Source organism: Actinokineospora sp. (assembly GCF_052390155.1).
Classification (GTDB): domain Bacteria; phylum Actinomycetota; class Actinomycetes; order Mycobacteriales; family Pseudonocardiaceae; genus Actinokineospora.
In genome coordinates this window covers 19,387-34,653 of the sequence record NZ_JBQTHF010000042.1, presented here as the reverse complement: position 1 = coordinate 34,653, position 15,267 = coordinate 19,387, and the positions used below count along the sequence as shown (strand labels likewise).

General features: G+C 65.6%; 10 protein-coding genes. 5 read left to right on the top strand and 5 right to left on the bottom strand.

Features of this window, described 5'->3' with window-relative positions; translation table 11 throughout:
• Position 1 precedes the first annotated feature (1 nt).
• Both ACT4N7_RS15810 and ACT4N7_RS15805 read left to right on the top strand, forming a co-directional pair.
• Positions 2-826: a DUF6282 family protein gene (locus tag ACT4N7_RS15810; protein ID WP_444829483.1), complete on the top strand. Its 825-nt coding sequence runs from the start codon at positions 2-4 to the stop codon at positions 824-826.
• 11 nt (positions 827-837) lie between these two features.
• Positions 838-3,630 (top strand): FAD-binding and (Fe-S)-binding domain-containing protein, encoded by a 2,793-nt coding sequence (locus tag ACT4N7_RS15805; RefSeq protein WP_444829482.1) that lies wholly within the window; start codon positions 838-840, stop codon positions 3,628-3,630.
• A 19-nt stretch (positions 3,631-3,649) separates the two neighbouring features.
• Here ACT4N7_RS15805 and ACT4N7_RS15800 read toward each other — a convergent pair whose 3' ends face one another.
• Positions 3,650-4,000, bottom strand: coding sequence for a hypothetical protein (locus ACT4N7_RS15800; RefSeq protein WP_444829481.1), 351 nt, complete (start codon positions 3,998-4,000; stop codon positions 3,650-3,652).
• Between the two features lie 231 nt (positions 4,001-4,231).
• The gene (locus ACT4N7_RS15795) at positions 4,232-4,636 is read right to left on the bottom strand and encodes a hypothetical protein (protein ID WP_444829480.1); all 405 of its coding nucleotides are present in this window, start codon (positions 4,634-4,636) and stop codon (positions 4,232-4,234) included.
• Positions 4,637-4,877: 241 nt separating this feature from the next.
• On the opposite strand from ACT4N7_RS15795, the gene ACT4N7_RS15790 reads away from it, so the two are divergent.
• From ACT4N7_RS15790 to ACT4N7_RS15780, 3 genes are all read left to right on the top strand, one after another.
• Positions 4,878-5,735, top strand: coding sequence for a helix-turn-helix domain-containing protein (locus tag ACT4N7_RS15790; protein ID WP_444829479.1), 858 nt, complete (start codon positions 4,878-4,880; stop codon positions 5,733-5,735).
• Between the two features lie 7 nt (positions 5,736-5,742).
• Positions 5,743-6,027 carry a DUF397 domain-containing protein gene (locus ACT4N7_RS15785; protein WP_444829478.1) on the top strand — a complete coding sequence of 95 codons (285 nt, stop codon included), beginning with the start codon at positions 5,743-5,745 and terminating at the stop codon, positions 6,025-6,027.
• Between the two features lie 575 nt (positions 6,028-6,602).
• Positions 6,603-7,844, top strand: a complete 1,242-nt coding sequence (locus tag ACT4N7_RS15780) for an IS701 family transposase (RefSeq protein WP_444829516.1) — start codon at positions 6,603-6,605, stop codon at positions 7,842-7,844.
• A 304-nt stretch (positions 7,845-8,148) separates the two neighbouring features.
• On the opposite strand, the gene ACT4N7_RS15775 is transcribed toward ACT4N7_RS15780, so the two are convergent.
• From ACT4N7_RS15775 to ACT4N7_RS15765, 3 genes are all read right to left on the bottom strand, one after another.
• Positions 8,149-8,439 (bottom strand): hypothetical protein, encoded by a 291-nt coding sequence (locus ACT4N7_RS15775; protein ID WP_444829477.1) that lies wholly within the window; start codon positions 8,437-8,439, stop codon positions 8,149-8,151.
• Between the two features lie 128 nt (positions 8,440-8,567).
• On the bottom strand, positions 8,568-8,969 hold the full coding sequence (locus ACT4N7_RS15770) for an Imm7 family immunity protein (protein ID WP_444829476.1): 402 nt from the start codon (positions 8,967-8,969) through the stop codon (positions 8,568-8,570).
• Position 8,970: 1 nt separating this feature from the next.
• Positions 8,971-15,258, bottom strand: coding sequence for a restriction endonuclease fold toxin (locus ACT4N7_RS15765; RefSeq protein ID WP_444829475.1), 6,288 nt, complete (start codon positions 15,256-15,258; stop codon positions 8,971-8,973).
• Positions 15,259-15,267 lie beyond the last annotated feature (9 nt).

Sequence of the window (15,267 nt, the reverse complement as noted above, 5' to 3'; positions counted from 1 at the left end):
GATGTTCGACTGCCACGTGCACGCCGCCCCCGATGTGCTCGACCGGATCGGCGACGACAGCGACATCGCCGCCCACTACGTCGATTTCGGGTGCACGGGGTTCGTCCTTAAAGGACACTACGAGTCGACGGTCGGTCGGGCGCACGCGCTGTCGCGGTCGTCAGGACTGCGGGTCGTCGGCGGCATCACGCTCAACCAGGCCGCGGGCGGGGTGAACCCGGCCGCGGTCGCGGCCACCCTGACCGCGGGTGGGCGGGTGGTCTGGATGCCCACGGCGGACGCGCACACCCAGCAGCGCGCCGGCCTGCCCCGGCTGTGCGACCAGGACCCGCGGCTCGACCGCGGTGTCTTCGCGGTGCCGCCCGTGGACCCCACCGCCGCGGCCGCCGCCGAACTGGTGCTGGCGCTGATCGCCGATCACGACGCGGTGCTGGCCACCGGGCACCTCAGTGGACCGGAGTGCGCGTGGCTGCTGGACCGCGCCCGGCACTACGGCATCCGGCGGGTCCTGCTCACCCATCCGTCCTACACTGTGCCGGGGTTGTCCCCCAACGACATCAGGGAGCTCAGCCAGGCGGGCGGAGTCGTGGAGATCACCGCGTACCAGTTGCTGCACCAGCCGAACTGTCCGCCCGCGCTGCTGGCCGAGGTCGCGCGGGCGGCGGGCGGCGGGCTCGTGCTGTCCTCGGACGCGGGCCAGCCGAACTCCCCGCCGCCGCCGGAGGCGTTGGGACGGCTTGTGGACAGCCTCGACCGCGCGGGTGTCGACAGAGGACTGCTCGACGCCGCCGCGTCGACCGTGCCCGCCGAGCTTTTCCTGATCTGAGCGGAGAAAGCGTGTCCACCGACTCGTTCGCCCGAGCGCTGCGCGCCGAGCTGCGCGGCGAGGTCCACGACGACGACGGCACGCGCGCCGCCTACGCCTGCGACGCATCCAACCACCGCGTGGTCCCACAAGCTGTGGTGTTCCCGCGCGACACCGAGGACGTGGTCCGGCTCGTCACCCGGTGCGCCGAGGCAGGTGTGCCCGTCACCTCGCGCGGCGCGGGCACCAACATCGCGGGCAACGCGATCGGTCCCGGTGTCGTGGTCGACTTCAGCAGGCACCTGAACACCGTGGTCGAGATCGATCGCGAGCGATCCACGGCGACCGTGCAACCCGGTGTCGTGCTGGACGATCTGCGTGCGCGGGCGGGCGAGCACGGGCTGACCTTCGGCGTCGATCCCTCCACGCACAACCGGTGCACGGTCGGCGGCATGATCGGCACCAACGCGTGCGGCTCGCACTCGGTCGCGTGGGGCACCACCGCCGACAACGTCGACTCCCTCGACGTGGTCCTCGCCGACGGCACCCGGACCACCCTCGGCCGAGAGACGAACACCGGTCCACTGACTGAGAAACTGACCGAGTTGCGCGACGGCTACCTGGCCCCGATCCGCACCGAGCTGGGCCGGTTTCCCCGGCAGATGTCCGGCTACGCGCTCCAGCACCTGTTGCCGGAGAACGGGTTCGACCTCGCGCGGGCGCTGGTCGGCAGCGAGGGAACCTGTGCTGTCGTCACCGCAGCCACGGTCCGGCTGGTCGTCCCGCCCGCCGCGCGGGTGCTGGCGGTGCTGGGGTTCGCCGACGACATCGCCGCCGCGACGGCCGCGCCTCACCTGGCGAAGTCCGGCGCACTCACCGTCGAGGGCATAGACGACGAACTGGTCCGCACCTTCGACTCCAGGCCGACGCCCCCCAGCAGGCCGGACCTGCCGCCGGGCCGCGCGTGGCTGCTGGTCGAGGTCGGCGGCGCGGACACCGCCGAGGCCGTGGCCGCGGCCCACCGCCTGACGGCCGATGCAGTTGGCACACAGGTGATCGTCGACCGTCCACTACAGACAGCGTTCTGGCGGATTCGCGAGCAGGGCGCCGGGCTGGCCACGCGCAGCGCCGACGGCGGCGAGGCGTGGCCAGGGTGGGAGGACGCGGCCGTGCCGCCCGACCGGCTCGCGGGCTACCTCGGCGATTTCCGGGGCCTGCTCAAGCGCTACGGCAGGCGGGGCGTGGTGTACGGCCACTTCGGCGAGGGCTGCGTGCACGTCCGCATCGACCACGACCTGCTCACCGCCGAGGGCCGCGCGGCGTACCGGTCGTTCCAGACCGACGCCGCCGAACTCGTGGTGGCACATGAGGGTTCACTGTCCGGCGAACACGGCGACGGCCGGGCCCGCTCCGAGCTGTTGTCCACAATGTACAGTGTGCCGATGCTGTCGGCGTTCGCGGCGTTCAAGCACGCCTTCGACCCGACCGGGCTGTTCAACCCCGGCATCCTGGTCGATCCCCGACCGCTCGACGCGGACCTGAAGGTCGCCCACAGCAGGCCGCACACGATCGACCTGGGGTTCGCCTACGAGACCGACGACGGCGACCTGGGCAAGGCCCTGCGGCGCTGCGTGGGCGTCGGCGCGTGCCGCAAGTCCGAAGGCGGCGGGATGTGCCCGTCCTACCGCGCGACCCGCGACGAACGGCACAGCACCCGCGGCCGGGCCCGCATCCTGTTCGAGATGCTCGACGGCCACCTCGCCGACGATGCCTGGCGCTCCACCGACGCGGCCGACGCGCTCGACTTGTGCCTGGGGTGCAAGGCATGCCGGTCCGAGTGCCCGGTCACCGTCGACATGGCGACCTACAAGGCCGAGTTCCTGCACCAGCGCTATCGGCGCAGGCTCCGGCCCGCGAGCCACTACAGCATGGGCTGGCTGCCGCGCTGGCTCGCCGCCGCCCGCCGCGCCCCGCGGCTGGCCAACGCCCTACTCGCCGTCCCCGGCGTCGAGCCCCTGGCGAAGCGGTTGGGGGGCATCGACCGCAGGCGGGCGCTGCCCCGGCTGTCCCCGCGCAGGCTGCGCCCGTGGCTGCGCCGCCACCGTCCACTTGAGACTGGCGAGGAGGTGGTGCTGTGGGTGGACACCTTCACCGCGTCCTTCTCCCCCGAGGTCGCCATCGACGCGGTCGCCGTGCTGGAGGCCGCCCGCTTCCGCGTCCAGCCGTCGGCTCCGGGGCTGTGCTGCGGCCTCACCTGGATTTCCACCGGTCAGCTCGACACCGCCAAACGCGTGCTGCGCCGCACAATCCGCGCCCTCGACGACCCGGCCGACACCCGGCCCATCGTCACCCTCGAACCGAGCTGCGCCGCCGCACTGCGCGCCGATCTCCCCGAACTCCTGCCCGAGGACGGCGCCCGCCGCATCGCCGCGCGTATCCGCACCCTCGCCGAACTCCTGCACGACCGACAACTTCCGTTCACGTCGGCGGAACCAGTCGCCGCAGTCACCCAGTTCCACTGCCACCACCGGGCCGTGCTCGGCACCCACCACGACCGCACCCTGCTCCGCGACGCCGGGGTCACTGTGGACAGTGTCGATGAGGGATGTTGTGGCCTGGCAGGCAACTTCGGCTTCGAGAAGGGGCACTACGACATCTCGAAGACCTGCGCCGAGCAGTCCTTCCTGCCCCACCTGGCGGCGGCCTCCCCCGACGCCCCGGTCCTCGCGGACGGCTACTCGTGCAGGCTCCAGATCGCCCAACTCGGTGACAGGCAACCGATCCACCTCGCCCAGCTACTCCGCAGCAGACTCGACCCACCCTGATTCGTCATTGATGTCCGCTTCACTGCCAGAAGCCTTGGGGCGCGAGGTTCATGTTCGGCACGACGAGGCCGGACCGACCGAGCAACTCCGGTGCGGGCAGCGCCGCCAGCGCGTCCACGACGTCGACCAGACCGCCGTCGCGTGCCCAGACGATGCGCCCGTCCGGGTCGGTCCGCAGCGCCGCAGCGTCGGTGATGTTGTTGACCCGGATGGCTTCCGCCCAGCCGGTGGGCCACGTGCGCACACCGCGCAGCTCGTCCAGCCGCCCGTCGATGGCAACAGGGATGAACATCCATCCGTTGTCCCGCAACTGGATCAGCCGCCGGAGTTGCGGGTAGGCGACCAGCGCGCGGTCGGGCGTGCTCCTCACCGGGCTCCGTAAGGCCATGACTGCGTCGCCGGGAACATCGCCTCCACGAAGTGCAGTGCGCACTCGGGACACGTCAGCGCGTCGCCCGGCCGCACCGGTTGCGGGTCGGCGATCGGCATTCCGCACAGTCCGCTGAACCGGCCGTGCGAAACGAGGTGCGCGCGTCCCCCGTAGTGCGGGCTGCGCGCCCAGCTCATCGGCTGGTCGCGGTGTGGTGGGCGCACAGCCGATTCACGCCGCCGCACGCGGTCGCGACCGGTGATCGCCATCGTCGTCATCCGGGATTCCCTCCCCAGCCATGGCGGTGAGCGCGGCCGTCACCTCGGCGATCACCTCGATGAGCGCCGCGGGGTCCCCGTCGGCGAGCTTCTTCGCGTGTTCGTCGGCGGCGAGGAGAGCGTGGGCCTGGACCGCGTCCCGCAGTGCCGCGCGCAGCCTGCCCACCGCCAGCGGTGGCAGGACGTACGGACCCGGCCGGGTGCAGCTCAGGCCGATCCCGGCCGCGCAGGCGTGCACCCGCAGCACGGCCCGCCGTCCGCTGTCGGTTCGGCAGCGCACCGTGGCGGCGTGGGGATCGGATCGGGCCCCGAGCCAGCCGAGGACGGTAGCCAGGGCCGACCTCCCGGGTCTCCGCATGCCGTGACTCCCTCGCGTGCCGTCGAACTGGACCAGGGGGCGGCCACCCGCGGTGGCGCGGGCGGCCAAGCAGGTGGCACCCCCTGGAGGAGCGGTTCCGGCTCCGCAGCTCCATCTGGAACCACTCCCGTTGCAGATGCTACAATGGAGCGTGCTCCATTGTTAGTCCTCCGATTGGGTGAATGCCGGTCTGAGCTGAATCCGGCATGCTGGGTGCCACCCGCCGACGGAAAGGATCATCGTGGTCGCCAACAGCCCTACCGTCCTCAAGCGCTGGATCGCCTTCGAGCTGCGCAAACTCCGCGAGACCTGCGGGCTCAGCCGCGAAGACGCCGCCGCCGCGATCCAGGGCAGCACGCAGAACGTCGGCCACATGGAACTGGGCCGTTCGCTGCCCGGACCGCTGGAGCTGGAGCGGTTGCTGCAGTTGTACGGCGTACCCGACCGGGTCCCGTTCTGGCGCGAACTGCGGCTCCGGGCGAAGAAGGGCAAGGACTGGTGGATCGGCTTCAGCGAGTCCGTGCCCGAGTACTTCAACCTGTTCCTGGGCCTGGAATCCAGCGCCATCCAGATCGAAAGCTGGGACGCGCACGTGATCCCGGGTCTCTTCCAGACGCCGGACTACGCCCGGGCCATCATTCGCGGCGGCGAGCCAGAGCGACCGATGGATGAGGTCGACCGACAGGTTGAGCTTCGAATGGCCCGGCAGCACGAGGTACTGGACGAAGGGATCCAGCCACTGGTGTGGCGGGTGGTCGCTGAGCCTGCCCTGCGCTGGCAGGTCGGCGGCGCGGAGACCATGCGCGCGCAACTCAACCACCTCGTGGAACTGTCCGAGCGACCCAACATCGATATCCAGGTGTTGCCGTTCTCCGCAGGGGCGCACACTGGTGGCGAGGGAACGTTTGACCTGTTGTCGTTCCCGCCCGAGTTGGAGAACGATCCCGGCGTGGTCTACATAGACACCCGAGTCAAGGGTTACTACTACGAGGACCAGGAGCAGATCGTGCGGTACCGCAACGCACTTGCCCGACTCCGTGTCCAGGCCGTCAAACCGGCAGACTCTCCGGCGTTCATCCATCGGATAGCGAAGGAGTAGTGATCACATGAGGTACGAGGACGCCGCTGCCGCCCTCGCCACCGCGACGAACTGGCACAAGTCGACCTACAGCGACGCCGCCAACGGCTGCGTCGAGGTCGGCTCAGCTCTGGCGACCGCGAAAAACTGGCACAAGTCGACCTACAGCAACGGCGCCAACGCTTGCGTTGAAGTCGGCTCGATCCACACGGTTGTCGGTGTTCGGGACACCAAGCTCGCCCCCGCGAGCCCGATCCTGGCGTTCGCCCCCCAGGCATGGGCGGCGTTCACCACCACCGTCCGCGAGCACTGACACCCGCGAACGACGAATGCCCCGGCTCACCCGCAGCGTGTGCCGGGGCATTCGCGTTGGACGCCCACCAAGATGGTGCACCACACCCCCCACCCCCACACAAGTCGAGCAGCGGGATCAAAGTTGCCATGATCGATCGGATTCGAACCCCGTCGCCGAAGCAGTCGTGTCGCAGTCGGCCAACGAACGCGGGCGACGCTCAGGCACCGCCCACCGCCCCGGTGTACGCGGCAACCGCCGTCTTCGTGCTGGGCCATGACACCCGGTGCGGTTCATCCAGTCGCACTCGTTGTCAAACTCCATTTCACCGGCCGACATAGGATTAAATGCTATTCTCGGGCAAATTTCTCCATAGCACTAAGCAGTAAAGTCAAACTCTCCCTGTAGTTGCGATCCACTAGTACTCCAGTCGTAGATCGTGATCTTGGCTGGTGGGGGTGTCGGAGACGGGTGCGGCCACCAGTTGATCATGATTGGTTGTGTGGACCTATCAAGATCGCGTGGTGGCCGCGGGTACGAGCTTAGACCGTGCCGGGGTTGATCCTGTTGGCTGGCAGGAGATCTTCGAGGAGTTGATGGCCCGGGTGGCGGGCCGGTTCGGGCGGGTGGAGCCGCGTCGGTGGGCCAGGTCGTTCGTGTTGGGGTTGTTGTCGGATCTGCCGCGTAAGAATTGCTGGACGATCGCTGAGCATGCCGGGGACGCGACGCCGGACGGGATGCAGCACTTGCTGTCGCGGGCGGTGTGGGATGCCGACGAGGTCCGGGACGACGTGCGCGATGTCGCTGTGGAACGACTCGGTGACGTCGAGGCGATGCTGGTCGTGGACGAGACCGGGGACGTGAAGAAGGGCGAGTGCACGGTCGGGGTGCAGCGGCAATACACCGGCACCGCCGGGCGGATCGAGAACGCCCGGGTCGGGGTGTTTCTGACCTATACGACCAAGGCCGGGCACACGCTGATCGACCGTGAGTTCTACCTGCCGCGCTCGTGGACCGACGACACCGACCGGTGCGCGGGGGCTGGGGTGCCCGAGGACACGCGGTTCGCGACCAAGCCCGCGCTGGCCTCACGGATGATCCTGCGCGCCCTCGATGGTGGTGTGCCCGCGGCGTGGGTCGCCGGCGACGAGGTCTACGGCGGCAACCCGACCCTGCGCGGCGACCTGGAGAAACGGCAGGTCGGGTACGTGCTGGCGGTGGCCTGCGCCCACCATGTCAGCACCGCCACGGGCACCCAGCGGGCCGATGAACTGCTCGCCCGGTTACCGAAACGCGCCTGGCAGCGTCTCTCCGCCGGGAAAGGCGTCAAAGGGCACCGGTTCTACGACTGGGCCTGGATCGGCATCACCAGCGACAGCGAGCACCCCGGGAACCGATGGCTGCTGATCCGACGCAACCGCCGCACCGGCGAACTGGCCTACTACCGCTGCTACGCGCCCGGCCCGGTGCCGCTGGCCACGCTCGTGCGGGTCGCCGGACGCCGGTGGACCATCGAGGAATCCTTCCAAACCGGCAAAGGCCAGACCGGGCTCGACGAACACCAGGTCCGCTGCTGGACCTCCTGGTACCGCTGGACAACCCTCGTGCTGCTCGCCCACGCCTTCCTCGCCATCACCACCGTCGCAGCCCGGGCCACACCCACCCCGGAAGGACTGATCCCCTTGACACTCAACGAAATCCGACACCTCTACAACACACTCGCCGCCACACCAGCCGCCGATACCGGGCACATCCTCGCCTGCTCACGCTGGCGCCGACGACACCAACACCGCGCCCAACAAGCCCACTACCAGCGACAATCCCGCCAAAAACCATGAGCATCACGATCTACGACTGGAGTACTAGTGATGCTTCATCAAGTTGCTTGGATAGTTCCGATCGAACGACACTTTCCAGTACTGCGAAAACTTCATCCGCAACATCAGGCTCCATGCAATCGAAAAGGAGCATTCCACCGCTGGCTTCGGCCTCGTTGAGTTCATTCACAACCGCAATTGAGGCGCCGACACTGACGCGAATCGCGTCAATCAACCGCCCAAAAATTACGCCTGACACCATCCAGTCCAGGCTTCGACCAAATACTATTCCGCCACTCACTGGTACCCTTTCTCGTAGTTCAGCTCATCGACAGTCACCCGGTCGCCGCTCTGCGATCAGGCGGAGCAGCTCCCCCAGTTCCTTTCCGTACTGTCGGTCCCACGCAGACTCATTGTTGCTGTAGATCTTCGTCTCATTCTTGGCGACATCCTCAACCAAGTCCAACACCTCGACTGCCACTTCAGGCTCCATGTTGGTGAGGTACAGCACGGCGTTCGCCTCCGCCATACGTAGTTTCTCCTCAACCATTACAGTTAGCCGATCATCTCTCCTAATCGCATCAATCAGTCTGCCGAACACCCGACCAGAGGTCATCCAATCGAATTCCTTGCCGAACTCTATTCCGCCCGCCAAGGTGAAAACACCCCTTCTTCCCACGTTGAACGTTCCGAAGTGCTTCGAATGTATCTTCTACTCAATCCAACAGGTGGAATCCAGAGAAATCAATCCTCAATTGTTGGATTACACGGGGACAGGAATGGGTCGAGGTGAACACTGAACTGTCCGCGAGCCAAGACTCTAACCTGATAGGAATTGGGTCCTGGCGGAACGGGCAATTCATCATCCCGCTCATAGAGCAGCCCCCAAGATCCTGGCAGCCGATCGCGAATCAACTCTAAGGCACGATCGAGAAGCGCAAGCTCGGTCCTACGCCGATTGGGATTTCCGGTCACAATGAGAAAATACTGTCCATTTAATGGCTCCAATGACCACGACATTGACATGGGCGCCAATTCATGGGGCGTGAGAAGTTGACGGATCTCATTCACAACGTTCTGCAATCCGCCAATATCAGCCTCCTCGGTGGTTTCAGACAAACCGAACCAGCCATGGAATTCATGCACGTCAGCCTCCCAGTGGACGCAAGTCAATAACGGCCGTCACCCCATAGCGTTCACTATACCGGTCGACTGCCTCAAGCACACCAGGCCCCGGCGCTCCGTTGAAATGAAAGTACGGCAATCTGCCGGACTTCATAGCGTACTCAAATGTGGCCTTCGCCTGGTTTCGAAATTTCTGGTTCAACGTGAAACTTGCCGGTTTGGTTTGCGCGACATACTTGTCACTAACAGCGTCAAACTCGCGCCCAATAGGATCGTTGGCGAATCTAACGGTTGGCTGACCATCAAGTCTTCCTGCAAGCGCGATGGCATCAGGGTCTTTGACCGTAACACGTACCAAATCGCCCAAACCCCCATTAGGGGGGACCTTAGCAGCCTCATCAGAGTTGCCGAGAAGTTTCTTGGCACCCTTGCCGAGTAGTTTGCCGATTGAGCCTAGAAAGGCCGCGCCTGCGGCCGCACAACTGGAGAGTCCAGGATTCTCCTGGCATTCGGCTATGTCGTAGACCGGGGTGGTCCAGTCGACGATCGCTTTGGCTGTAGCTGACCAGGCAGCGACCACGTCGGCCCAAGTGGTGGCAGGAATGGGGGTGCTGAAGAAGCGTTTGTTGGCCTCACTCAACTGCACAGCGGCCGGGCAGGATGACTTGATGTTGACGCAGTCTTTGTAGAGTTGGCCGATTTGTTGGTCAAGCAGTGCGCGGTCGGCCTTGGCTTTGACGTCGCGGACGGCCGCTTTGGCTTGCCAGCGACCTTTTTGTTGCGGGTTGAGATATTTCTGGGCGTGCAGATTACTCAGCGGAGAGCCATTGGCGTTGTGGACGATGTTGTCGGATCCGTAGCGGTCAGATGCGCAGCCGCAATCGAGGAAGAGGCCCGTCGGGTCGTGGAAGGTGGTGGGGTTGTTGTTGGCGTAGGTGTAGCCGTTCATCTGTTGGGAGTCGGCCGCGTTCATGATCGGATCGACCGAGATGAACCGACCTGTGACGCTGTCGTAATCGCGCGCACCTAGGTGTGTCAGCCCTGTCGCCCAGTCTAGGGGACCACCCAGGAAACCTCGGTCTCCAGGCCAGGACATGGGGGGCGCACCTCGTTGCCCTCCGAACGGCAGGTAACGCTTCCGTTGGACATCAAGGGTCGTGGGATTGACGGCGAAAAGACTGGTTCCGTGATGGTCTGCCGAGAGCCAACTGAGCCCACCGGGGGTTCGTATCCCGATTACCCGACCGCCATGGACATACTGGCGGGTACCGGTGATCGCACCGGTCGAGCGCTCGCAGCGGAGTTCGGTCTGCCCAAGGTACAGGGTGGTGTGGGTGGGATCCCGTCGCAGCAGACGTTGGCCGTCAGCGGTGTACACGAATGTGGTTGTCTGATTGTTGGCGGTGTCGCTGGCCAACTGTCCTTCGGCTGTCCAGGTCAGCGCGTGTCCAGGTTGTCCAGCGACCGAACGGGTGACAGTGTCGCCGGTTTCGTTGTATGCGAACGAGTCCGTTGTCGCCGTTTGCCCAGGTCTGAGCGTGGTTACTTGACGCAGTGTCGGTCGTTGGGGTTGGCCAAGTGCAGGATATGTATAGGTGCGAGTGGTGTCACCCGATGACGCGTGCTGTACCTCGGAGGAACGGTTGCCTATGCCGTCGTATTCGTAGGAGTGCCAGTACGGCGCCGGCCCGCCAAGCGCGCCAGCCGTTGGGTTCGTGGCGCAATTGTCTGTATTCGGTGTCCAGGCGTCCGTGATCCGCTGAAAATGGTCGTGACGAAAGCATTGGATGTCAGATGGGAGGTTGACAGGCAGATCCGCAATGCGGGTGACGTTTCCGGCGGCATCGTAGGAGAAGTAGAGATTGCCCTGGTTGACACCCGTTGCTTGTCGGTCCAACCGAATCTGAGACAGTCGCCGGGTTCCGCGTTCGTAATAGAACGTCTGACTGGTCTTCTTACCCGAGGTGGCTGTCGACATATTGAGCTGGCCAAGTTCGCCGAGGTCGCTGTAAGTGGTTTGTTTGACGTAGCTGTTAGATCCGGACAGCGTGTCAGGGAGTCCTATTGTATTGTATCCCACCGTCAATGTCTCGGCGGGTAACCCTCCTGCGCTGGGCAGGGACACCGATTGAGGCATGCCGTTCGGACGATATGCGAACGTCGTGGCGTAACTGCCCGCAAGAGGACCCTCGACTGCTGGAATGACGACCGAGCCCCCGGTGGGGCGCCCGGCGTCATCGTAACCTTCCACCCGGGAAACGTACGCGTTACCGTTGTCGAACCGAGTGCTCGATGCCGGTAGGCCGAGCCCACCAGGCATATCAAAAGCCCATTCCGCACGCTTGAGACCTGTCAGAGAACCGTCATACAGACCAACCTTTCTCGACAGTCGGTCATAGTCGTAGGCAAGCGTGATGTTTCGAGAGTCGGTAGTCGATCGCAATCTGCCCGCGTCGTCATAAGTGAACGTCGTTGTCCCGTTTACTGGGTCTTCTCGTCGTGTGGTGAATCCGCGCAGGTCATAGAAGTTTCGCCAGACGTTGCCTTCTGGGTCGGAGACGGTGGACAGCTCACCAGCATCCGTGTAGGAGTATCTTGTGGTCTGGTAAGTGCCAGTGGGACCTTGCCCGATGTATTGTTGGAGCTGGGTGGCCTGCCCCCTGGCATCGACAACCCTAGTGATCGGAGTTGCACCTGCGGGGGGATCTACATGGACTCGGTCACCCCCGTAAGACCACGTAGTCCGCCACTTTTCTACCCCCATCTCCCGGACAATGGCAGCCGTGGCCCGCCCTGCGCCATCGAACTCGGTCAGTGTCTGAGTCGGCACATCGTTGTCATTGATCGGCGTGACCAAGGCAGTGTCAGGTGGCGCTCCGTTGAAGAATGGGCCGTTGGACTTGTACGCGGCGCCTCTTGAGTCATAGTGCGACTCGGAAATGATCCGACCGCCCGTGATTCCGGGGGAGGGTGCCTGTACCTGCCTGACCCGCAGTAGGCCGTCGAGAATCGCATGCGCCACCGTGTACGTCGCTCCGTCCGGGCGGAGCGACCGAGTGGACACAACACTCGCCGCACTACTCTGAACCCTGTATTCATACTCCGCGCTCGGCGTCTGCGTCGCCTTGTTCCGGCCAGGCGCCCATACCTTCGTCACTCGACCGAGTGAGTCATAGCTAGTCTCAGTGCGTCGGGAGTTGGCATCGGCAATTAGTGTCGGTTGGCCCCAGGCGGGTTCGATCGTGGTGGTTACTGTGTGGCCGAGTGGATTGGTCGCCAAAGTTTGGGTGACGGGTCCGCCTGTGGTGGGTGTGAACGCGATGGTGGATCGTTCGCCGGTGGCGTCCCATGCTTCGATTGCTCTGCCGTGTTGGTCGTGGGTTGCGCGGCTGGTGGTGATGTAGCGGGGTGTGGTGCCGCCCCAGGATTCGGCGACTTCGGTCTTGGTGATGTCGCCTTTGGTGGGTGCGGTGGTGTGGGTGGTGGCGCCGTCGTAGAAAGTGCGGGTGTCGGAGAGCAGGTCGGCGGGGTAGGTGGCCGGGGTGGTGCAGGCGACACCGACGGTCTCGATGCGGTTGGTGTAGGCGAGCATCCAGGCGCCGGTGTTGGTGGCGTAGGTGGTGCGGGTGCATCGGTCGTCGGCCGTGGTGGACGTGTCGCCCAGGTCGGATACCGCGGTGGGCAATCCGGTGGCCGGGTCCACCGACGTGTCGATCTGGGTGGTGCGCCAGCCGCCGGTTTCGAGTGCGACCCGGGAACGCACGGACACACTCGCCGTGAGATGCGCGGTGTCGGTTCCCCAGGGCCGGACGCTGGTCGCTCGCGCAGCCGAGATCCAGGGGTCGGTAACGGTGGCGGAGAGCACGGTGGAGTCGCCGAATGCCTTGTAGGTCACGGTTTCGCGGACCGTTCCGGCGAGGAGTTCGTGATCGTCCACGGTGCCGCCGGAGGAGTCGGTGACGACGACGTCGCGTCGGGTGCCGTTGGCCAGTTTGTCTTCGTCCATGCCACGCAGATAGGTGGACACGGAACGAGTCCGATTGACTGTGGCGTCGCCGACGGTGACACCGACTTGGCCATAGCCACGCCATTGCGACCACGTCTTGCGGTCGGCGGGAACCAGGCCGTCCTCGTCGTCGTAGTGCCAGGCCGGGGCGCCGAGGTAGTCGTAGCTGGTCAGGATCGGGCGCCCGCCGCCAGTGTGGTCGTGTTGGGTCACCGCGGTCACGACGTACTTGTGGAACCAGTCGAGCAACTGTGGCTGGCCCTGGGGTGTCCAGTACACCGGGAAACACCGTTTGGTGTTCGAGTCCGGGGTGGCGGGCATGACACTGCTGCGATCGCACTCGCGTGGCGAGTAGGTGACGGCGATCTGTCCACCAGTTTCGTTCATGATCGACGAGATGCGGTGGCGGACCAGGGGTGGCAGCGTGTCGATGCCGTCGACCCGGTTGCTCAGCGGGATCTCGTTGAAGTTGACGTCCGGGACCGTCGCCGATCCGCCGACCAGACCCGTGTGCCGAATCGCTTCGAGCCACAACGCGGCACTGGTGCTGTCGCCGGGGTCGAGAAACCGGTGTTCCAGAGTCCAGGAGTCGACGTCGCGGTAGGCCGAACCAGCCCACACCTGGGTTGTGACCGCCGCCAGGCGTTTCTGCGTCCAGAACGTCGGGGACGTCTTCCCGGGACAGGTCCCGCCGGTGCAGTTCTGGTCCCACGGGGTGTCGGGCCAGTTCGACGGATTCGACGCGGTGCACGTCGCTCCAGGCGTCACGCAGCGGTCGGCCGCGGTCAGCAGGACCCGCATGGGTGCCTGACCGGGTGTGGCGGTGTGGGTGCCGTACTCGATGCGGTCGAGCCAGCCACCGCGGTGGTAGGTCGATCCGGCGGTGGCAAGGTTGCGACCGTAGAGATTGCTCTCGGTCTGATAGACGTAGCCGGTGGTGTTGCCGTTGGGGTCGACAACGTGGTCGAGGTTCCAGCGGTATGCCTGCTGACACCATGACGTCGAGTACGCGGACTGATAGCAGTCCTCGCCGGGGTTGTTGCCGAACACCGGCACGGTCCAGGTGGAGTTCGCCGCGGCTCGTGAGCCGAACAGGTACTGGGTGCCTTCTCTCGTCGTGATCCGCCACGACTCGCCGTTGTTGTCGCCGTTGCCGGAGCTGGTGGTCTTCTCGATGCGGGATCCGTCGTCGTTCTTCAACCGCCACACGCCATCGGCATCGTTGCGAATCAGTTCACTGGCCTTGCCACCGAGGGTCACGAAGGCGTTCTCGGTCCCCCAGCACAGGTCGCCGGTCTTGGTCTGGCCGTTGTTGCCACCCAGATCATCGGCACACGACTTGTACCGCCGCTCCACGTGCCCGCCGACGGGGAGGTCGAATCCCTCGCCCACCCAGGACGGCTGATTGTTCGTCGAGGAAGTGCGGCCGTCGACACTGCCGGAGGAATAGGCAAGTGCCACCTCGGGCGCGGGTCCACCCAACGTCGGCGGAACCCGCATCGGGTAGGACCAGGTGAACTCACCCGACGAACCGCCCGCACTCCACGTCGACGACGGCGCCAACGCGCTTGCCGCGAAGTCGCCGCCTGCACCGGACGAGCCAGCCATCAACGCAAGCATGCCGCCGTCCGCCGCGGTGTCCGCCGCGACGATGCCCGACATGGCGTCGTTGTGTGACTCCCGCGGCGTGGGCAGGCATTCCAGTCTGTCCGGTGTGGACAGAGCACACTCTGGAACGCTCACCAATCTCAGCCGTGCGGACCAATCCCCACCGAACGCGTGTCGGAACCCGCTGTAGTCCACGGCTACCCGAACCTGCCCGGGTTCCTTGACACCGTCGGCGCGCTCCACTCGGAACACCAACGCACTTGAACCGTTCGACGGCTTCGCGTTGTCGATGATCCGAACGCGAACCTTGCCTGGCGTCGTCCGATCGGGACTGGCGGACTGGGGTTCGCCGACAAGCACCGGGAGCCGGTCGACCTTGGCCAACCCACCGCCGCTCGCCCGCCCGAGGTCGACCTCGGCGACCTCCGCACCCGGCCACGCGAAGCCAGGCGCGTTGGACAGGGCGCGGCCCGGCACAGGCTGCGTGGAGACGGGCGATGCGGATACGGCATTGACCGGGACCGACGATTCTCGCTGCGGCGTGGGTACTTCCGGGGACGCAGCGGGCGGAGGCGCCGCCGCTACCGACCCCACGGGGAGCGTGACCGCGACAACGACGACGGCCAGCACCGTCAGTGCGGCACGCCGCAATGACACCTTGGCGCCGGACCGGTGAACCGAGACTGGCGTTCTCACCATGGCTAT

Excerpts from the sequence above, each read along its gene's own strand:
- ACT4N7_RS15810 (WP_444829483.1), top strand. The coding sequence starts at position 2 with ATGTTCGACTGCCACGTGCACGCCGCCCCCGATGTGCTCGACCGGATC.
- ACT4N7_RS15795 (WP_444829480.1), bottom strand. The coding sequence starts at position 4,636 with ATGCGGAGACCCGGGAGGTCGGCCCTGGCTACCGTCCTCGGCTGGCTC.
- ACT4N7_RS15785 (WP_444829478.1), top strand. The coding sequence starts at position 5,743 with ATGAGGTACGAGGACGCCGCTGCCGCCCTCGCCACCGCGACGAACTGG.
- ACT4N7_RS15780 (WP_444829516.1), top strand. The coding sequence starts at position 6,603 with ATGGCCCGGGTGGCGGGCCGGTTCGGGCGGGTGGAGCCGCGTCGGTGG.
- ACT4N7_RS15775 (WP_444829477.1), bottom strand. The coding sequence starts at position 8,439 with ATGACCTCTGGTCGGGTGTTCGGCAGACTGATTGATGCGATTAGGAGA.